We start from the raw sequence: 19,704 nt of genomic DNA, 5'->3' as shown, positions 1-19,704 counted from the left end.
ACCGTTGGCTGGCGATTTGGCAAAGAATGCGGAGCGACTCGCAGTTGCCTCTGGTGCAGAACACCGCGTGGCCGCTTCGGCAAAAAGTATCTGGCCCGAATTTCAATCGTGCTTTATTCGCTTCGCAGTACCAGTTGCTCGGGCTCGATGGAGACACAGATGCCTCCGGGGAAGTGGCCGCCATGGTCGATCCCGTCGTCAGCTTTGTCGGCCGGGGTGGCTCCGCTCGAAGTGTGCCAACTCGATCGATCGTTGATCAAACCGGAGAGACGTTGCCAGTGCTGCATCGTCATGGAACCGCGAGACCAACCGAGGCGGTCCCAGGCCAGTTGGCTGGCCGCGACGATGACTGGTCGTTCGAACATCCAGTCGCAAGTGGTGTCTGTATCAGCCGTTCCTTTTTCAGGATTGGTTGATTGCGACAGTCGCTGAGTATGGATGATCCAGCGGTCGTCACTGAAATCTGTGAACGCTTCCAACCACCGCTCGGCCAGTCGCCGAACCATTTCGTTCATCTCGTGTTGCAGCGTCCCGGCACGATGAATGGCCTCGACCGCGTTTGGGTATCGGCTTTCGATCAACGGCAGAACGTCGTGGCGGATCCAGTTGCGGGTGTAGACGGTGTGCTGGTTGCTGGCGTCCTCCCGCCACGTTTGACCAATTTCGCGAAGGCCGGCTCGCAGGGTGCCGCGGCGAACTTGCAGGAGAGGCCTGCGAAGAACGATGTCGGTATCCAGTTCTGAAACTTCCGCGATTCCCGCCAATCCGAGCGGGCCGGTTCCGCGAATGAAATGGTGCAGCATCGTCTCGGTTTGATCGTCGGCCGAATGAGCCACGGCCACGTATCGGCACCCGTGTTGCTTGGCGGTTCGTTCGAAGAAATCTCGGCGGATCCCCCGAAGCGTTCGTTCATCGCTCGGCGGACCGGTTGTGGCAGACTCGCTCGGCTGAGCAACGTGATGAACGACGAGAGGCAGTTGCAATTGTTCGCAGAGCTGACGAACAAAAGCTTCGTCGGCATTTGATTCTTCACCACGGAGCCCGTGATTGCAGTGTGCCACGACGAGCGGCGCGACGGGTTTTGCCGCGGCTTCGTTTGCCGGGGCCAATGCGTTGGACTCCTCCGCCCAGAGTTCCGCCAGCAGGCGAATCAATGCGACGCTATCGGCACCGCCGCTGCATCCGACTAGCGTCGCGACGTCCGACGATCGGCCGTGACGGTTTGGCCACGTCGACCGAATCGCATGACGCAGGCGGTGCCAGTTGGGCGATTCGTTGGGGGTGGTTGGAAGCACGTCGCCGATCATTTGGTGGTTGGAAGCGTCGAAGGGGGCTCGTGTCCGTTTCCTGCGTCAGTTGGGTCGGTTACACTCGCGATTCCGTCTTAACACCACCGCTTTCAATCCCGTGCTTCGCATTGGACGTTTTGCTCATGTGGCTGATAATTTATCTGCTGTTCACTCGCTTAGCGACGGTTGGCGTCCCTTTTGCCAACCCAGTTTCGCTGCGATTATGTGTGATGCAAGGCGTCCTGCACCCGCTCGACCACTGGTGCACGCCTGGGATGAACAAGCGGCTTCGAGAATCTAATGAATCCGCAACTCGCCTCCACAATCCTCTATTGCCTATTCTTCTTTTTCCTCGGTATTGCCGCTGTTCTGGCCTTCATCCAGCGTCAGGCTGTCAAACGCCGAGAACGGCTTGATGCCGAAGCCGAAGCGGTTCTCGAATCCGCTCGGCGCGAAGCTGAAACAAGAGGCAATCAAATCATCGTCGACGCTCGCGAAAAAGCATTGGCTATCAAGGCCGAAGCGGATCGTGAAGTGGCGGCCATGCGTGAAACAGAACAAATCCGTGATCGCAAACTCGACGCTCGTGAAGACCAACTCGCGTCGGGACAAGAGTCGCTGCGCAAAGCTCAACGCGGTTTAGAAAGCAGCCAAACGCGACTGGCCGCGCAAATGCGGAACCTGACCGAGCAACGTGCCGAGCTGGATCGATTGGTCCAGGAAAGTCAGCGGTCACTCGAGAAGGTCAGCGGAATGACTCAGGAGGAAGCCGCCGAGAAGTTGATGCAATCATTGCGTCAAGATCTGGAGCACGAGATCGGTTCGACGGTGCTCAAGCACCAACGAGAGTTGGGCCGCCGTGTCGACGCTCAAGCTCGCGAAATGTTGCTGACCGCGATGCAGCGATACGCGTCGGTGCACACGGCGGACACCACGACCAGCACGGTTGGGGTGCCAACGGATGACATGAAAGGCCGCATCATCGGTCGCGAAGGCCGAAACATTCGCGCTTTTGAAAAAGCCACCGGTGTGGACCTAATCATTGACGACACTCCCGGTGTGGTCGTGGTCAGCGGCTTTGATCCGGTCCGACGTGAGGTCGCTCGCATGTCGCTTGAGAAGCTGATCGCGGACGGTCGGATCCATCCTTCCAAAATTGAAGAGACGGTGGAACAAGCCGGCAAAGAGATCCAAGCGTTTATCTTGCAAAAGGGGCAAGAGGCGGCTGGCGAAGTGAATGTGTCAGGGCTTCACGATCGTGTGATCGAGATGCTCGGACGATTGCATTTCCGAACCTCGTACAGCCAAAACGTTTTGCGACACAGTGTCGAAGTCGCGTTCTTGGCCGGCATGATGGCCGAAATGATTGGACTGGATGGCGATCTGGCACGTCGTTGTGGATTGCTTCACGACATCGGAAAGGCGGCGGACCACGAGCTCGAAGGTGGGCACCCGAAGATTGGTGCCGACTTGCTTCGTCGCAGCAAAGAGAACGATGAAGTGGTGCACGCGGCCAAGGGCCATCACGATGAAATCGTGACGGAGTTTCCCTACACGATGTTGGTCGCAACCGCGGATGCTTGCAGTGCGTCCCGGCCGGGGGCCCGTCGCGAATCGCTGGAACGCTACGTCAAGCGAATGGAAGAATTGGAATCGATCGCTCAGCGATTCGATGGTGTGCAACAGGCCTACGCGATCTCGGCCGGGCGTGAATTGCGAGTGATGGTCGGCAGCCAACAAGTCAGCGACGAACGAGCCGCCGCGATCTGTCGCGACATCGCATCGACCTTCGAAAAGGAACTGACCTACCCCGGTGAGATCAAAGTCACCGTGGTCCGCGAGGCTCGTTTCACCAACACGGCCAAGTAAGCCCTCGTGTTGCCGGCCCGTACGACGGACTTCCAAGTCCGTCGAAGTGATTCCTCACTCCTTTTCTGCTCGGCCTCTGACTTTCTTCGTCCCGGTAGGGAGGTCAGATGGTAGCCGAGGGTTGCTGCCTAGCATCATACCCCCGGAAAACATGTTTCGCAGTCCAGGCTGACGCCAATCGACTCATTCCAGAAGACTCCCGGCCGATCCGTTTCGACGGCCTCGGAAGGCCATCGTACGGTCTTTCGTCGTGTCCGGCGGCCTTGTTGGGCCACCCTACCTTCAGCTTGCCATCGGGATGATTTGGCTGAGGATGATCGTTGTGACCAAGCCTCCGATCGACAGTGTTGCCAACAGCGGTGTCCAGCTTCGAAGCGATTCGCTTTCGGTCAGTCCGCCCATTTTGGTGAACACCCAGAATCCACTGTCGTTCATCCAGCTTCCCATCAGCGATCCACTGCCGACGGCCGTCGCAACGTAGACCAAGTGAAACGGAGGTTGTTGTCCGCCCAGGATCGCGGCCATCATTCCGGCGCCGATGATCATGGCAACGGTGCTGCTGCCTTGGGCGACTTTCAAGACGGCCGAGATCGACCATGCGAGCAACAGGATCGCCAATCCGGCAGCTTCGCGGCCTTCAAAGAATTGTTGGATTGTGTCCGCGATGTTGGTCGCGCTGAGCATCGCACCAAAGGCGCCCCCGGCGGCGGTGATCAAGATAATGACGCCGCCACTCATCAGCGATTCCTCGACATCAACGCCGACTTCTCGCCATGACAATTGACGGACGATTTTGAAGGTCAGAATTGCCGACAATGCTGCCAACAGCAGTGCGAAGTTTGGGTTGCTCCATAGACCCAGTGAATTGGCGGTCTTTCGCATCGAACTGTCCCAGCGATGGGCGGCGAGCAACTCTGGGTAGGCCGCATCCAAAAGAGCACGGTTCATTCGACGGCGATCAACCGGTTTCATTCGAAGTTGGTTGGCAGCCATCAATTTGCTACTGACTTCGGGGATATCGACATCGTCAAAGGCGTCGGCATCATAGAAATCGGGATCAAGCAAAGCGTCGTTCATCGCGGCGACGAACAAGGCTTCTTGTTCAGGTGTGGTCGGTGGTGTCTTCAGCGTTTCGCGTTGCTCGTCGGTTAGCTTGGTGCTGCCGACCAACCGACCAGCGGGCGACATGGCGCTGGCGTCGGTGAATTTTTCGCTGAGCAGTTCGAAGCTCTCGATGTCAGCTGCGGTGATCGCGGCACGATCTTCTTTGTCGGCCAGCGTCGTGGCCAAGGTGCCTGCACCAATCAATGCGACTGGCAGAATGACTGGCAGCATCGAAGCCCAAAGCGACGGCAATTGTTCTTCGGCCAATGGTTCGTGTTTGTCTTCGTTGGCACCCAGCGGTCGCATCGGGACCGGCATTTTTTTGTCGACGATGATCGAAAACACGAGGCCGAGTATCGCCGATGGGATGGCGACGGCTGCACCGACGGCCATCATCATTCCGATGTCCACACCCAAAATCGCGGACACCAATAGCGGGCCGGGAGTTGGTGGAACCAAGGTGTGCGTGATGGCTCCCCCGGTGGCGATGGCCATCAGGTAGCGCAGGTAGTTGGACTGCGTTCGTTTGTGAAGGCTGCGAGCCAGCGGCACCAGCAGATAGAAAACGGTATCGAAAAAGACCGGCACGGCGAGAATGAAACCGCTGACCATCAGACCCAGCGAGGCTTTCTTTTCACCAGTGACACCGACCGCGGTGCGAACGATCCGGTCGGCTGAACCGCTGTCTAGCATGCACTTGCCGATGATCGCCGCCATGGCGATGACAATGCCGACGCCACCCGCTGAACCTCCAAAGGCCGAGACGACGGCTTCCATCCGTGATCCCGCATCGGCTCCGGATTGGAATCCAACCAACAGACTGACGAAAAGGGCTGAGATGATCAAAGCCAGGAAGGCGTTGAGTTTCAGCCCAATGATCATGGCCAAAACACTGACGATGCCTGCCAAAACCATCCAAATGGGAGTCATGGAAATGGATTCAGTGGCTTGTGAGCCAACCTCGGCGGCGGCCTCGGCAGCATCAAGGTCGCCCGAGAAAATCACGAGCGAGAACAAACCCAAACAAGCGGCCAAGCGTTTCATCGCCGACCCGTTATCCCAAGGCATCATCCGATTCGTTTCCAATGTCGATTGTGAAGACCAGAGTTTTGGGGGGGCAGTGCGGTCTGTCCGCCCAACTTTCGGCCGCCGTGTCTTGCGATTCGTTTCCTACGATTCGACCGAACGCCAGATAGTAACAGAAACCATCGCAGAGTTTGGGTTTCGGGCGTCGTTCGCGCCGTTTCAGTGGATTGCTACGATGATCGGCATCACGGTTTTTGCTTTTGACGACCCGTTTTCTCTCCTTGTTGATCCAGCTATCGCTATGACCGATTTTCGAACCGAACGCGACTCGATGGGCGAAGTCCGCGTGCCGCAAAACGCTTACTACGGTGCCCAGACTCAACGTGCGGTCGAGAACTTTCCTGTCAGCGGCTGGCAGCTTCCGCCATCGATGATCGCCGCGATGGGACGCGTCAAATTGGCTTGCGGGATTGCCAACCGCGATCTCGGAAAGCTGACGGGATCGGGCAAGAACCCGCTCAGCGATGGTCAAGTCGAATCGATGTTGTCTGCCGCCAAAGAAGTGGCCGAGGGACAGTTGGCGGATCAGTTCCCCGTGGACGTGTTCCAAACTGGCAGCGGCACCAGCAGCAACATGAATATCAACGAAGTGCTGTCCAACCGCGCGATCGAAATCGATGGCGGTGACCGGATGGCCGAGGAAAAATCGATCCACCCCAACGATCACATCAACATGGGGCAATCGACCAACGACACATTCCCCACCGCGATACACGTTGCGGCGGCTTACGAAATCGAGAATCGGTTGCTGCCGGCGCTCCGACGCATGCACGAATCGCTGACGGAAAAAGCTCAGGCCTGGGACAAGATCATCAAGATCGGACGAACTCACCTGATGGACGCGACGCCATTGCGTTTGGGGCAAGAGTTCGGCGGATTTGCTCGTCAAATCGAATTGTCGATCGCCCGAGCCGAGGCCGCCCGAGACGCGGTGCTGGAACTGCCAGTCGGTGGCACGGCGGTTGGCAGCGGCATCAACACGCACCCAGAATTTGGTGCTCGCGTCGCGGCCAGTTTGTCGGAGCAAACCGGCATCGCGTTCATCGAAGCGGTCAATCACTTCGAAGGCAACGCCAATCGCGATGGTTTGGTCGATTCGCACGGTGGACTGAAATGCGTCGCTCAAACGTTGCTCGGTCTGGCGAACAATATTCGCTGGCTGGGAAGCGGGCCTCGTTGTGGTTTCTATGAAGTCAAATTGCCGACTCGCCAGCCGGGAAGCTCGATCATGCCCGGCAAAGTCAACCCAGTGATGTGCGAGTCGTTGATGCAAGTCGCCGCCCGCGTGATCGGCAACGACACTTGCATGACGGTCAGCGGCGGCTGCGGCGGGAACTTCCAACTCAACATCATGATGCCCGTGATGGCTCACACCATCTTGGAATCCATCGAGCTGCTGGCCGGTGGCGTGACCGCGTTCATCGATTTCTGCTTGGATGGCATGGAGCCCAACGAAGAAGCTTGCGAAGCCTCGGTGGAGCAGAGCCTGTCGATGTGCACCAGCCTGAACCCGTTGATCGGCTATGAACAAGCCGCGGCGTTGGCCAAGGAAGCGTTCAAGTCCGGTCAAACGATTCGCGAGCTGTGCAAAGAAAAAGGAATCTTGGCCGACGATGTCCTCACCGAAGCGTTGGATCCTTGGAAAATGACCGAGCCACAAGCGTAGCTCCGATTTCCCCAACCTGTAGCTCGGCGGTCCCCGCCGAGAAGAACCAACAACCCAAGTACGATGGCCTCCCAAGGCCGTCGGTATGGATGTCGTCCAGCCCGAAAACCTCTGGTCGCGAATACTCTACAGATCCAATTCGTCCAGCGAATCGATCAGGCGATCCAGGTTGTCTTTGGGTTTCTCGTTTAACGCAGCCTGTCGTTTTTTCAGGTTGTCGTCGATTCCAACCGCTTCACGACCGGTCAGCAGCAACTGTTCGTCGCGTTCTCGGGCGGCGGTTGCGATTGGGTCGCCCTTGTCGGTGGGAGCACCGAAGAGCTGGGACAAATCGATTTTGAATCCCTCGTCGCCTTCGGTCACGGCGCCGGCGATCGCGGGTGCTTTGTGTTGCGGAAAGATGATGGCATTCTCGGGGCACACTCGGCTGCACGCCGGGCAACCTTTGCGACAGTTGTCCGGCTGCTCGACCAGAATGTTTTCGACTCCATCGACGCCGTAGACGCCGAACAAGCAGAAGTCGATGCATTCCATGCAGTTCGTGCAGCGACTGAAGTCGATGACCGGGTACCAGCGTCGGCTGGTTGTTTCGTCGACCTCGACGATCTTTCCGCCGACGATGGGCAGCGATCGATCGGCCTCGTCGGCGATGTTCAAAATGCGTTTGATTTCGCCAATGAAGTCGTCCGCGGACTCCGATACCTTCAGGTCTAGGCAGTGGATCGTCCGGTCGGGACGCGGGTACAAATCCGTCACCCGATCGACCGGTTCCTGTTCGTCCGTCGCGGATTCAGCGGTCGCGGAAGGGGATTCTTCCTCGTCCGGTTCGTCGGCACCTAATTCGACTTCCCCGGTGACGCCGCCGATTCCGTTGCGGTCGAGGACCCAATGGGCGGCTCGCGAAAAGATCCAGCTGCAGACGATCAGGTCGCCCTCAATTTTCTGGAGCAATTCCAGGGATTCGCCACCCTTGGGCAAATCGTACAAGTGAGGGACCATGATGACTTCGACGCCGTCGAGCTGACCCGCGGCCTGTGCGATCGCCGATTCCAGGCCTCGTTTGGCCGGATTGCGAGATTGTCCCTTGGAAACAACCAGCGTGCACGTGGTGGGTTTGGCGGCGGAGATCATGTTTCATCCGAAGGAGGCGAATGGGGCGGGACTTCATCCTGACTCTTGAGCAGCGACAAATCAACCGGAACCAATTCTGCGGAGGGCGTTCTCTACGGCACTGGACCGTTAGTCTATACTCTTTGCGTTAGCGCGATCTGTTTGCCTCCATGCGCGATTTTCCCCCTCATCTGCCCCACTTCTCAGCTTCGCATGACTGTTGCTCTGTTCATCCCCTGCTACATCGACCAGTTCTTTCCGGATGTCGCGATCGCGACGTTGACACTGTTGGAACGTTTAGGGGTCGAAGTCGAGTATCCGGCGGGGCAAACCTGTTGTGGACAGCCGATGGCCAACACGGGGTGTGATGCCGACACGGCACCCGTCGCCAAACAATGGGTGAAGCGATTCGCGGGCTACGACGCCGTCGTGTGCCCCTCGGGCAGTTGTACGTCGATGATTCGGAATCATTATGCCGACTACTTTGGGCCCAATGACACCGAATTCCAGCATTTGCGTGAAAACACGTATGAGTTGTGCGAATTCGTTGTCGATCGCTTGGGGGTTCGTTCCATTCCAGGGACTTTCAACCGCCCCGTGAGCATCCACTCCAGTTGCCACGGTTTGCGAGAACTGCGCCTCGGGAAGTGCAGCGAAAACATGACGCCGCGAGAAGACAAGATGCGGATGTTATTGGAATCGTTGGATGGAATCGAAATCAAACCAATCACCCGTGTCGATGAATGCTGTGGTTTTGGCGGCACATTTGCGGTTGCTGAACGGGAGACCAGTGTGGCGATGGGGATTGACCGCGTGACCGACCACATTTCCTCCGGCAGCGAAGTGATGATCGCCGGCGACATGAGTTGTCTGATGCACATGGGCGGATTGATTCGCCGACGCAACATGCCGATGTCGGTCAAACACATTGCTGAAGTGCTGGCCGAAGCGATGAAGTCCGATTCGTCCGGATCGGATCGATCCGCACCAGCGATCGCGAGTCGTTGACCGACTGACCGATCTGGTGCTCTTATTTGATTGAATGAATTCCTAAGCGAAGTGACTTCCTTGACATCCACTCTTCCCATCGTCGATCACCCGAACGCCGCCCGCGAGTTCGTGACCAATGAGCCTCGATCGCATTGGCATGATGATTCGTTGTGGTTCGTTCGAAGCAAACGTGACAAGCAGGCGCAATCAATTCCCGAATGGGAATACCTTCGCGAACAGGCGTCAGCGATCAAGACGCACACGATCGCGAAACTGCCGGAATACTTGCAACAGTTTGAGGCCAACGCGACTCGTTTGGGTGCGGTTGTTCACTGGGCTGCCGATGCCGAAGAACACAATCGCATCGTCTTGGATTTGCTACGCCGCAACGACACGCTTCGTATCGTCAAAAGCAAATCAATGTTGACCGAAGAGTGCGGTCTGAACGAATACTTGATCGAAAACGGCATCGAAGTTGTCGACACCGACTTGGGCGAACGCATCGTTCAATTGCGTGGCGAAACCCCCAGTCACATTGTGCTGCCGGCGATTCACATCAAGAAAGAAGAGGTCGGCGATACCTTTCACGAACACCTCGGAACCCGCGCCGGCGAGTCTGACCCGCAAGTTCTGACGGAAGCCGCTCGCGGCCACCTGCGTGGCAAGTTCTTGAGCGGTGAAGTCGGAATCACCGGCGTCAATTTCGCGATCGCTGACACTGGCGGTTTGGTCGTTTGCACCAACGAAGGCAACGCCGACTTGGGTGTTTCCTTGCCGCGAATTCACATCGCTTGCATGGGCATCGAAAAGTTGGTGCCGCGGTTCCAGGATCTTTCGGTCTTCACCCGGTTGCTCGCTCGCAGTGCGACCGGCCAACCAATCACCAGCTACACGTCCCACTTCCACGGGCCGCGTGACGAGAACAGCGAACTGCACATTGTCTTGGTCGACAACGGTCGATCCAAAATTCGCGACAGCAAGACGTTTCGCGATTCGTTGCACTGCATTCGCTGCGGTGCTTGCATGAACACTTGCCCGGTGTATCGACGCAGTGGCGGGCACAGCTATCGAGCCACGGTGCCGGGGCCGATCGGCAGCGTTTTGGGGCCGGCAAAAAACGCCAAGGCTCACAAGAGTTTGCCGTTCGCATGCAGTCTGTGTGGTTCGTGCACCGATGTTTGCCCGGTCAAGATTCCTTTGCATCATCAGTTGTTGGCTTGGCGAAAAGTTTTGGTGGGCAAGCGTCTGGTTGCTTGGAACAAGCGAATGGCGATGAAGGCTGCTTCGTTCTTGTTCCGCAATCCACCGTTGTTCGCGGCGGCGGGCTACTTGGGCCGAGTCGCATTGAAGGTGTTGCCGAAATCGCTGACTCACAACCGTTTTAACACTTGGGCGAAAGACCGAGACCTCCCCGAACCGCCAAAGAAATCGTTCCACGAGTGGTACGCCAAGAACCGGCCATCAGGCTCGCAAACAGTTTCGCGGGAGGAGCAATCATGAGCGAAACACAATCCAACAGTCGGCAAGTCATTTTAGATCGGTTGAAAGGCTGCGTTGTGGACGCGCCCGAACTACCCACCATTGATCCCGCTCGCGTTGTGCAGTTTGATGACCGACTGCAGCAGTTTCAAGAAACGTTGGCATCGGTGGGTGGCGAAGCTCACTTGGTCGATACGCCCAGCGAAATTCACGAGAAGTTGCAGGCGATCGAGGTTTTCCAGTCCGCACGTCGGATTGCCTCGACCGTTCCCGAGGCGGTGACGGCCACCGTGGATCTGGCGACCATCGATGACCCGCATGCATTGTCGACATTGGACTGGACGATCGTTCGCGGCGAGTTTGGTGTCGCGGAAAATGGAGCGATTTGGATCGATGGCAAAACGTTGCCTCACCGAGTGATGATCTTCATCGCCCAGTACTTGGCGATTGTGATCTCCCGATCCGATCTGCTGAACAACATGCACGAAGCGTATGCCCGAATCGGTGCTCCCAGCCCAGGTTTTGGCGTCTTTGTTTCTGGCCCCAGTAAAACGGCCGACATCGAGCAGTCGTTGGTTCTGGGCGCCCACGGATGCCGCAAGCTCCAGGTTTTTCTGCTGCCTTGACGGGCTGTTGATTTGATGAGCCGTACCGCGTTAGCGGCGGCTAGTCAAACGCCCACCGGGGCTAACGCCGAATGGCTAATTGTTGTTATTCGGTATACGGCTAAATTAACAGCCCGTTGAGTCGCGGGGCTTCGCGACATTGATCGCGAAGCAGTTGTTGTTTGGGCGTCGATGGAACGTCTTTAGGGCGAGGATACATGCTGATACGCAATTACGTCGCCGATGATCGTGATGCGGTTGTGGATCTTTGGTTGGCGGTGTTTCCTCGTTCCACTGGGCACAATGATCCTGGCACCTCGATCGATCGCAAGATGGCGGCGGACGATGGATTGTTCTTTGTGGCGACGGACGATGCGAACGTGGCGGGCACGGTGATGGCCGGATACGACGGGCATCGTGGATGGCTGTATTCCGTCGCGGTGTCGCCTGCCTTCCGGCGACGTGGCGTGGGGACTCGATTGGTCCGGCATGCTGAATCGGAGCTGTCCCGTCGTGGTTGCCCGAAGGTGAACTTGCAAGTGATCGCCGACAACAGCGAGGTCGTCGCGTTTTATCGATCACTCGGATTCCAAGTCGAAGAACGAATCAGCATGGGAAAGCTGACCGGCGAGTGATCAATTCGACGGCGAAGTCCATGTCGCAGGCATCGTGTAGCGGACGCGCAAAGGATTGCCGGAACGCTTGGGTTGGGGCGCGGAGCGATGGCCCTACGAAATCCCTTAAAATCAATCGTCCTTGGCACCGACGGACTCGGAAGTCCGTCGTACGGCTAGCCCATTCCTTCGATCATCGCTTTTCGGTGTGCGACGGCTTCTTTTTTGGTCTTGAACGTCAAGAAACGCTGGACCCCGTCTTCCTGCCAAGTCGCGACCCAGCGGCCGTAGAAGTTTCTGCTGACGCCTGTGATGCCAGACGTGTTGTTGGTGGGTTTCTTGCGAGGCCCTTTGCGCCATTGTCGCTCGCCGAGCTCTTTGATTTTGGCGTCACGCCATTTCTGGGCCTTGGCCAGCGACTTTCGGATCCCGCCATCGGAGAACCGAAAGTACTTGGAGTGCTGCTCGCCTTCGCGAACGATTCGAACGGTCCAGCCTTCGGGACCCCGGGAGATATTTAGGTTTTTGTTCTTGCTCATGCTTTCTACGATAACCTGCCCAAATCGGCCAATCAACATAGAGTTCACGCACGGTCCCGAGATCTCGCGGGTTCAAACAGCCGAAAAGCAGCGAATCAGGGCGATTCCCAGCCAACAGGCTGGGTCCAGGCCTGCTGTTTTTGGTCCTTGAACGATGGGTCTCGGGCAGGTTGGCTGCTGGTCACGACTGCCCGAACGTACAGTTCCTTCCCCGTCAGCGTGTACTGAGGCTGAAGGCTGTCGGATGTGGCGACGGTCACTCCGATCCGGTGTTCGTCGATCAAGCCGTCCGCATTTGCCAGCGTCGCGATGAACTTGGTTTGGTATGTCGTGTCGGGTTCGGATTGAATTTGCAGCGACAAGGTTTTCGATTCGGCGTCGTATTTCACGTCGTCCAAGCTGACTCCGCTGGACGCATAGAAATCGCCGCGTTTCATCGCTCGGATCAAGTGCTCGGGCGTCAGGTATTGGCTGCGGACCATCACCCACCCGCGGCCGGGACGCGATCCGGGTTTGCCGTGGTATTCGTGGCTGTCATCGGTCGCGATACCCATCATCGGCGGGACGTTCAGTGAAGTCTGACGCAGAGCGTTGATGATGTCCCACATGCGTTCGATGCTGGGGTGTTCGTCATCGCCAAGATGGTTGACTCCTGGGTGCCCGTTGTAGACTTCGAAGAACCGTTCCGACACAACCGAGGCGAGGTCCTCGGCAGTGACGGCGTAATGGAAGTTCGGGTGGTTCACGTGCGGCAGAACTTCTCGGCCGTGTGCTTTTTCGTGTTCCAGGATCGCTCGGAGGTTGTTCTCGATCACTTGGCGAACCGTGTCGCCTCCGGCGGGTTCGAGGGCTTCGGCCAGGTTCGTTGCGTTGATGTGAACCGGTTTACCTTCCCCGCGATCGCTGATTTCTTCCGCGGGAATCAGGATGAATTGGTCGTGCTGTTCGACCAGGTATCGAAATTCATCAAGCGGTTTGAGTCGCACTTGGTAGTCGGCTTCGCCTTCGGTGCCCCGAGTTTCCACCCAGGCGTTGCCGAATCGGGCTCGGTAGCGGTCCAGAATTCCATCGTCGCTGCGCTGCAGGATTTTCGAGTAGTCCATCCATCGCGATCCCTCGCTGAGCACGTTGTGATCGGTCAGGGCCAGAAAGTTGTAGCCCTCGGATTGGTACCAGTCCGCAATCATCTCAGGGAATTGATCGCCATCGCTCCAGAGCGAGTGTGTGTGGATATTTCCCTTCCACCATTGGGGTGCCGGTTCATCGGCGTGACACAGTGGTGTGAAACACGGAATGGTGAGGCAAAGTGCGACGAGGGAAAAAGGCAGGAGGCGACGGTGCAAACGCTTGGTCAGTTTCATGGTGGAATTCAGGCGAGAGAGTTGGCGGGAGGTCGAGTGCAAGTCACGAAGTTGAACGGTTGTCTGCAGCGGTTCGCGTGAAGGCTCATCATCATTAGGAACGTTAAGCGATCGCGGCGGACGTTGTTGCGTCGAGTCAGTTGGCTTGGGGAGGAACGCTGATCGACGGGATGTCTGTGGACAAATGTTCTGCGCGCAGGCAAGTTTCACGGAAGTGTTTCATGACGAGCGTCCTTTGTACTGGACGCTTCAGAACGAAACATTCGTTGCCCATCAAATCTTCATGGAGCGAGCCGCCAGAATCCTTGCGTATTTGGCTCGAAAGTGAGCCTCAAGGACGGCTGGCGAAAAACTTCACGATTTTTCGGATTGCCGTCAAAGTTTACCCGATCGGAACCCGATACCTACTTTCGGATGAAGGTCTCGTTCCATTCGGTGGAACGATGATGGGCGAGACTTTTGTAGGGGGGCTTTCCACACTCGGCCCGACCGGGGACATACCATGCCGCACTCGCGGCACTCGTGGGGTATGTTCTGCGGCGGCACCGCGCCAGGGAAGTCCAGGGCATGAATCGCTCATTGATCCGTTTGACTGCACAACTGCAATTGGGAATCACCCTCCTGATCGCCTGTGGGTGCGCTCCAACTCAGCCGTTCTTCTTGAACGAGTCTCCGGACCTGAACTACTATCTCAACTCAGCCACCCAGATTGAATATCCGGATGTGGACGTGGAGAGTCTGCCCGAAACGACGGAGGCGTTGCCTCCGCTGGCGATCGGTAATCACGACTACCAGTTCTGGGATTTGACGCTGGAAGAAGCGACCAACATCGCATTGCAAAATGCGAAGTTCTTCGTCACCACCAGCGGCATCGCAGAAACGCGTCAAAACGTGGCTGACCAGTTCATCAGTGGTTCTTCCGATCAGTTTGGTAGCGTCTACGACGTCGCCATCCAGCAATCAACCACTCAGTCGGTCCCGTTGACCGTTGACAGCAATGGCAACCGCACACTGCCTCGTGGTGTTCTGCGAGCCAACCAAGTTGGTGGCGTCGAAGATGCTTTGGCTGAGTTCGATGCTCAAGCCAGCGGGTTCATCAGTTACAGCAACACCGACCGTCCACGAAACTCGGGCAACAGTGCTGTTTCAACCTCGCTGTTTCAATCAGATGACGTGACGGCCCAAGCCGCGATCAGCAAACGGTTCGCTACCGGTGGCGTTGCCACACTTCGTCATCAACTGGTGTACGGACACAACAACCTTCCGACTGCACCGCTGGCAGCCAACTCCGCATCGCGGGTGAACATGAGTGACTACACCGTTTCGATGGAAGCTCAAGTGCAGCAGCCATTGATGCGGAACCGAGGCACCTTGGTCAACCGTGTTCCGGTTGTCTTGGCCAGCCTCAACGAAGACGTGTCGATTGCCGAATACGAAGTCCAGGTTCGCAACTTGGTCCGCGATGTCGAGAACGCCTACTGGGACCTGTACGTTGCTTACCGCAACGTGGCCACTTCGGTGGTTGCTCGGAACAGCGCTATGGCGACGGCACAGTTTGCCCGCTTGGCGATGGAAAATGGCAACGGCACACTCTTTGAGTTGTCGCAAGCAAAAGGTCAATACTTCCAGTTCAAGGCTCAGCTCGAGACTGCACTCGCCGGATCGAACCTGCCCGGCCCTGACCGGTTCGGTGTCTATGGCTCGGAAAACCGTCTGCGTGAGTTGATGGGATTGGCGGCAACCGATGGTCGCTTGATTCGTCCCATCGACGAGCCAACCCTCGCACGTGTTGAATTTGACTGGAACGAGTCGGTTGCACAAATGCTGTACCTGTCGCCCGAACTGCGTCAAACGAAGACCCGCATCAAACAACAAGAGTTGGAGCTGATCACAGCAAAGAACCAAATCCTTCCAGAGGTGAACCTGTCGTTACTTTATCGCTGGGTGGGTGTCGGTGACACGCTTGGTCCTCCCGATGGTGGAACCGGCGAATTTCCTGAACCTGGAAGTTCAGCACTGGGCAGTTTGACCGGTGGCGATTTCCAAGAGGGGGCAGTTCGTCTTGAAGTGACTCCTCCCGCTTTTGGAGCCCGCCGCGAATTGGCACGAATCCAAAATGCAAAGCTTCGAATTGTCCGTGAACGTTCGAAGTTGCAAGAAGACGAACGTTTGTTGGTCAGCAAATTGTCCGATGCGATCCGCAAGGCTCAGTCGCACTACCAACTGACGCAAACTAACGCGCAGCAATGGCAAGCTTTCGAGACCGAAGTCGAAATTCGATTGGCCCAATATGAATCGGGTGTGTCGGACATCAACGTGGTCCTGCAGAGTCAACAACGAAAGGCTCAAGCAGAAATCAGCTACTACCGAGCCTTGGCTGAATACAGCAAATCGTTGAGCTACGTCGACTACTTGAAGGGCACCTTGCTGGCCAACAGTGGTATCGTGTTGCGAGAAGGACCTTGGAATAAGAAAGCCTACTGGGATGCACTGGAACGTGCTCGTGAACGAAGTGCTGGCAAGAAGTTGCAGTACGGTGTGACTCGTCCAGGCGTGGTTCGCCAAGGGCCGGTTCGTGATGCGGACTCCGCTTCGCAGATCATCGGCAGTGGTGCCAACACCCACGGGCAAATCTTGCCGCCGGGTGAGTTCGAGATGAACGCGGCGGATGGCCAGGTCATCTTCGGCGATGCCAACGGCGAAGCGTTGCCAATGGACATGGGAATCGTTCGCGATCCAATCCGGATCGAAGACCAACCACTGAGCGAGTACGGCGACAGCACTCACGAAATGTTGCAGGCTCCTCAGCCCATCGATCGACTGTCACCTCCCGTGACCGTCCCAACTCCGGCTCCTTCGATTGAATCGGCTCAGCCACTTCGATCGCCCGCCGCATCGTCCAACGATGGTGCGTCGTGGGGAACGGCTCGCCGAGTCCAACCGGCCGCCTACACGGCACCCGCAGCGACATCGGCTGCGGAACCCGCCGAGTACGCACCGCAACCCGTGCGACGGAAACCCATTCCTCGCTGAAACACTGAACACGAACCAGATCTGAGTCACTGACCGGCTGATCGCTGGCAGACTCGGAACGGTTCTCATCACCTTCGTAGGGGCGGAGGCTTGGGTGGTTGTCGTCCGACACACGCGCGTTGGATCCACGACCCACCCCCACGACTAGCTCGACCGGTCTGCTTGCAGGCCCGTCGGGCTTTTCGTCGTTTTCAGACAAGTACGACGGGCTTTTAGCCAGTCGAGAATCTCGCCGTACGATGGGCTTCCTAGCCCGTCGAGAACTTGAGCCGAGCACCGACGGGCTTGGAAGCCCATCGTACGGGGTGAACTCGGAAGCCCGTTGTGGTTTTTGCAAGTCGGGACGAGTTGCGGTTGGCGGGTTAGGAAAGTTTCGACGGCCTGCTAGCATTGGCGTTGCACGCCGGTCGACTCAGTCCAATCCAAGCTCGAGCAGCTCCGGTCGTCCCACACACCTTTTTATCCCCACTGTTTTCCGACCATGATTCGCACGCGATTTGCCCCCAGCCCGACCGGATACTTGCACATCGGTGGCGTCCGCACCGCACTTTTCAATTGGCTGCTCGCGAAACAGGCTGGCGGACAATTCATTCTTCGGATCGATGACACGGACGCCGGACGAAACGTCGATGCGGCATTGAAACCGATCCTGGATGGTTTTCGTTGGCTCGGGATGGACTGGGACGAAGGCCCCGATGTCGGCGGCCCGCATGGTCCCTACTTTCAATCGCAACGAGGCGATTTGTACCGAGCCGCTGCTGAGAAGCTGCTCGCCGACGGGCACGCTTACCGCGATTTCGCCAAACCGGAAGAACTGCAAACGCTTCGCGAAGAAGCCCAGAAAGCTGGCGAGGCGTTTGTCTACGATCGACGCTGGATGGCGGAAGACGAAGCGACCGCAGCCAAATTCGAAGCCGAAGGTCGGCAAGGCGTCGTGCGTCTGAAGATGCCACGCGAAGGCCAATGCGTGATCCAAGATTTGATTCGCGGCGAAGTCGTTGTCGAATGGGCGTCCGAACAAGACCACGTGATCGCGCGTGCCGATGGCAGTCCGCTGTATCACCTGGCCAGCGTCGTCGATGATCACGAACTGAAGATCACGCACGTCGTTCGCGCCGCGGAACACTTGCCCAACACGGCTCGCCAAGTCTTCATCGCTCAGTCGCTCGGGTATGACCTGCCGATTTATGCTCACCTGCCCTACGTGGCCGAGCCCGGTGGATCGGCCAAGTTGAGCAAACGCAAACTCGACAAGTACAAAAAGAACCGTGACTTCGCCGTGTTGTTGGCTCACGGTGAAAAGATCGCCGAGCGTTGCAACATGCAAGTCGACGCGGACACGTTCAATCCCGTGTTGGTCGATTTCTACCGCGAGATCGGGTTCCTGCCCGATGCGTTGTTGAACTACCTGTTGTTGCTCGGGTGGTCGCTCGATGGCGAAACCGAGAAGTTCACGATCGCGGAAATGATCGAGAAGTTCACTCTGGATCGCGTCAACAAAGCTCCCGCCTCATTCGACCCGGCCAAACTGCAATCGTTTCAAGGCGACGCGTTCGCGGCACTTTCGGATGAGAAGCGAACCGAATTGGTGCGTCCGTTTGCGGTTACCGCTGGCTTCGTTGCCGAAGGGGATTCCGATGAAGCGTTGTCGGCCGTGGTTGCTGCGGCTGGTGATCGTTTGAAGATGGCCGGCGACATCATCGACTTCGACTACTGCTTCGTGGACGATTATGCCGTTGACGAAAAAGCCTACGAGAAACGTTTGGTCAAAGCCGATGGCGCGAAGGAGTTGCTTGCGAAGCTGAATGAGACTTTGAAAGCAGCGACCGAGTTTGACGCCGCCAACGTGGAGACCACTGTGAAGTCGTTCTGCGAATCAGAGGGCATCAAGATCGGCCAAATCATTCACGCGTTGCGAGTGGCGACGACTGGAGCGGCCAGCGGCTTCGGCATGTTCGACACGCTTGCGGTTTTGGGGAAAGACAAGGTGACCGCACGAATCGAAAAAACGATCGCCGGCCTGTCCTAGGCAAGCGGTTGTTCGCAACCTGTCGCTCGGTGGTCCCCCACCGAGATGAACCTTGGCCTGTCTCGGTAATCCTAGAACCAGACTTCGCTCAACTGACCTGACTCGAGTTCGTTGGCGTAGCTGAGGTAGTAGTTGCGATTTGGCGCATTGTATTCCCTCGCAGCGAGAGCCCGGAGTGCTGCGATCTTGACCTTGCGTGCGAGCTTGACGTCGGCATCGTCTAGCCATTTCACATGGTCGGAAAGTTCCAACGCCCATTGGAATTCTTCTTTTGCCAGGGCTGATTCCATCTGCTCGGTCAGCTCCTGTGCGCCGCCCGCCAGTTCAGCCATTTTCTTCGCCTTGAGTTTCGGCTGCAGCGGATTCAACGTCGTTGGGTTGCCGTCGTACCAGCCCAACAGCCCGGCATAGATCGCTCGTACCGCGTGCGGCACCGAACCATAAAACTGAATCAGGTACGGCTTGTCTTTTAGGTGTTCAGGAAGCTTGACTTCGTGTGCCAGTTGATCAGGACCTTTGCCGGCGTTGATGCCGCGGACGGTTTGGTCGTAGACACTGCGGATCGCTTCGCTGTAATCGTTCAGTGCGGTGGTGGCGGCATCCTGACCTTGAATCGGCATGGTGTGGCCGGGGATCAGGACGTCTGGTTTGAACGTCGCCATCTTGGCAACGCTCTCGGACCAACTCAGCACGTCGCGATAGGCCGTTCCGCGAATCGCATACAGGTTGGGGAAGGAACTGTAGAAGTTGTCACCCGCAAGCAGCACCTTCTCCTTTGGCAGCCAGATGAACATGGCATCGCCGGTTTCGCCTGGTCCGTTATGAAATTCGATTTCGACGCCCGCGATTGTCGTTTTGAGTCCGTCGCTGGGGACGGTGACAGTCGGCGGAAGGAATCCTTTGCCACGGTCGCCGTCTTCGGTGTTGGCC

At 57.3% G+C, this 19,704-nt stretch carries 14 protein-coding genes; 8 read left to right on the top strand and 6 right to left on the bottom strand.

Annotated elements, in window-relative coordinates:
- Nucleotides 1-113: 113 nt before the first annotated feature.
- Entirely contained in the window at nt 114-1,295 is a 1,182-nt protein-coding gene (gene tilS, locus B2R17_RS17780; protein ID WP_286765036.1) for a tRNA lysidine(34) synthetase TilS, read from the bottom strand.
- 294 nt (nt 1,296-1,589) lie between these two features.
- Between tilS and rny the strand changes: the two genes are divergently transcribed.
- The gene (gene rny / locus B2R17_RS17775; protein ID WP_007331426.1) at nt 1,590-3,158 is read left to right on the top strand and encodes a ribonuclease Y; all 1,569 of its coding nucleotides are present in this window, start codon (nt 1,590-1,592) and stop codon (nt 3,156-3,158) included.
- Between the two features lie 282 nt (nt 3,159-3,440).
- On the opposite strand, the gene B2R17_RS17770 is transcribed toward rny, so the two are convergent.
- Entirely contained in the window at nt 3,441-5,333 is a 1,893-nt protein-coding gene (locus B2R17_RS17770; protein WP_286765035.1) for a GntP family permease, read from the bottom strand.
- Nucleotides 5,334-5,589: 256 nt separating this feature from the next.
- On the opposite strand from B2R17_RS17770, the gene B2R17_RS17765 reads away from it, so the two are divergent.
- Nucleotides 5,590-7,014, top strand: a complete 1,425-nt coding sequence (locus B2R17_RS17765) for a class II fumarate hydratase (protein WP_011121489.1) — start codon at nt 5,590-5,592, stop codon at nt 7,012-7,014.
- A gap of 126 nt (nt 7,015-7,140) precedes the next feature.
- Here the strand turns inward: B2R17_RS17765 and B2R17_RS17760 are convergent, their stop codons facing one another.
- A complete protein-coding gene (locus B2R17_RS17760; protein ID WP_286765034.1) occupies nt 7,141-8,145 on the bottom strand; it encodes a 4Fe-4S dicluster domain-containing protein in 1,005 nt (334 codons plus the stop codon).
- A 192-nt stretch (nt 8,146-8,337) separates the two neighbouring features.
- On the opposite strand from B2R17_RS17760, the gene B2R17_RS17755 reads away from it, so the two are divergent.
- From B2R17_RS17755 to B2R17_RS17740, 4 genes are all read left to right on the top strand, one after another.
- The gene (locus B2R17_RS17755; protein WP_286765033.1) at nt 8,338-9,132 is read left to right on the top strand and encodes a (Fe-S)-binding protein; all 795 of its coding nucleotides are present in this window, start codon (nt 8,338-8,340) and stop codon (nt 9,130-9,132) included.
- A gap of 30 nt (nt 9,133-9,162) precedes the next feature.
- Nucleotides 9,163-10,614 (top strand): lactate utilization protein B, encoded by a 1,452-nt coding sequence (locus B2R17_RS17750; protein WP_286765032.1) that lies wholly within the window; start codon nt 9,163-9,165, stop codon nt 10,612-10,614.
- A complete protein-coding gene (locus B2R17_RS17745; RefSeq protein ID WP_008664084.1) occupies nt 10,611-11,219 on the top strand; it encodes a LutC/YkgG family protein in 609 nt (202 codons plus the stop codon). Before B2R17_RS17750 ends, B2R17_RS17745 begins: the two co-directional genes overlap by 4 nt.
- 197 nt (nt 11,220-11,416) lie before the next feature.
- Complete coding sequence (locus tag B2R17_RS17740) at nt 11,417-11,833, top strand: GNAT family acetyltransferase (protein WP_286765031.1); 417 nt, start codon at nt 11,417-11,419, stop codon at nt 11,831-11,833.
- A gap of 155 nt (nt 11,834-11,988) precedes the next feature.
- Here B2R17_RS17740 and B2R17_RS17735 read toward each other — a convergent pair whose 3' ends face one another.
- Both B2R17_RS17735 and B2R17_RS17730 read right to left on the bottom strand, forming a co-directional pair.
- A complete protein-coding gene (locus tag B2R17_RS17735) occupies nt 11,989-12,390 on the bottom strand; it encodes a hypothetical protein (protein WP_008664088.1) in 402 nt (133 codons plus the stop codon).
- Nucleotides 12,391-12,446: 56 nt separating this feature from the next.
- Nucleotides 12,447-13,712 (bottom strand): PHP domain-containing protein, encoded by a 1,266-nt coding sequence (locus B2R17_RS17730; protein WP_286765030.1) that lies wholly within the window; start codon nt 13,710-13,712, stop codon nt 12,447-12,449.
- Between the two features lie 567 nt (nt 13,713-14,279).
- Between B2R17_RS17730 and B2R17_RS17725 the strand changes: the two genes are divergently transcribed.
- Nucleotides 14,280-16,745, top strand: a complete 2,466-nt coding sequence (locus tag B2R17_RS17725; protein ID WP_286765029.1) for a TolC family protein — start codon at nt 14,280-14,282, stop codon at nt 16,743-16,745.
- A 481-nt stretch (nt 16,746-17,226) separates the two neighbouring features.
- Nucleotides 17,227-18,774 carry a glutamate--tRNA ligase gene (gene gltX, locus B2R17_RS17720; RefSeq protein WP_286765028.1) on the top strand — a complete coding sequence of 516 codons (1,548 nt, stop codon included), beginning with the start codon at nt 17,227-17,229 and terminating at the stop codon, nt 18,772-18,774.
- Between the two features lie 71 nt (nt 18,775-18,845).
- Here gltX and B2R17_RS17715 read toward each other — a convergent pair.
- Nucleotides 18,846-19,704 (bottom strand): alkyl sulfatase dimerization domain-containing protein (locus tag B2R17_RS17715; protein ID WP_286765027.1); only part of this gene is annotated, 859 nt, incomplete at its 5' end.

The organism is Rhodopirellula sp. UBA1907, assembly GCF_002337565.1.
GTDB lineage: Bacteria > Planctomycetota > Planctomycetia > Pirellulales > Pirellulaceae > Rhodopirellula > Rhodopirellula europaea.
This window is presented reverse-complemented; position numbering and strand designations above follow the sequence as displayed.

Bases quoted from the DNA above. Each gene is read 5' to 3' on its own strand.
- B2R17_RS17745 (WP_008664084.1), top strand. From the start codon at position 10,611: ATGAGCGAAACACAATCCAACAGTCGGCAAGTCATTTTAGATCGGTTG.
- B2R17_RS17770 (WP_286765035.1), bottom strand. From the start codon at position 5,333: ATGATGCCTTGGGATAACGGGTCGGCGATGAAACGCTTGGCCGCTTGT.
- B2R17_RS17725 (WP_286765029.1), top strand. From the start codon at position 14,280: ATGAATCGCTCATTGATCCGTTTGACTGCACAACTGCAATTGGGAATC.
- B2R17_RS17765 (WP_011121489.1), top strand. From the start codon at position 5,590: ATGACCGATTTTCGAACCGAACGCGACTCGATGGGCGAAGTCCGCGTG.
- B2R17_RS17730 (WP_286765030.1), bottom strand. From the start codon at position 13,712: ATGAAACTGACCAAGCGTTTGCACCGTCGCCTCCTGCCTTTTTCCCTC.
- B2R17_RS17740 (WP_286765031.1), top strand. From the start codon at position 11,417: ATGCTGATACGCAATTACGTCGCCGATGATCGTGATGCGGTTGTGGAT.
- rny (WP_007331426.1), top strand. From the start codon at position 1,590: ATGAATCCGCAACTCGCCTCCACAATCCTCTATTGCCTATTCTTCTTT.
- B2R17_RS17760 (WP_286765034.1), bottom strand. From the start codon at position 8,145: ATGATCTCCGCCGCCAAACCCACCACGTGCACGCTGGTTGTTTCCAAG.
- B2R17_RS17755 (WP_286765033.1), top strand. From the start codon at position 8,338: ATGACTGTTGCTCTGTTCATCCCCTGCTACATCGACCAGTTCTTTCCG.
- B2R17_RS17735 (WP_008664088.1), bottom strand. From the start codon at position 12,390: ATGTTGATTGGCCGATTTGGGCAGGTTATCGTAGAAAGCATGAGCAAG.
- gltX (WP_286765028.1), top strand. From the start codon at position 17,227: ATGATTCGCACGCGATTTGCCCCCAGCCCGACCGGATACTTGCACATC.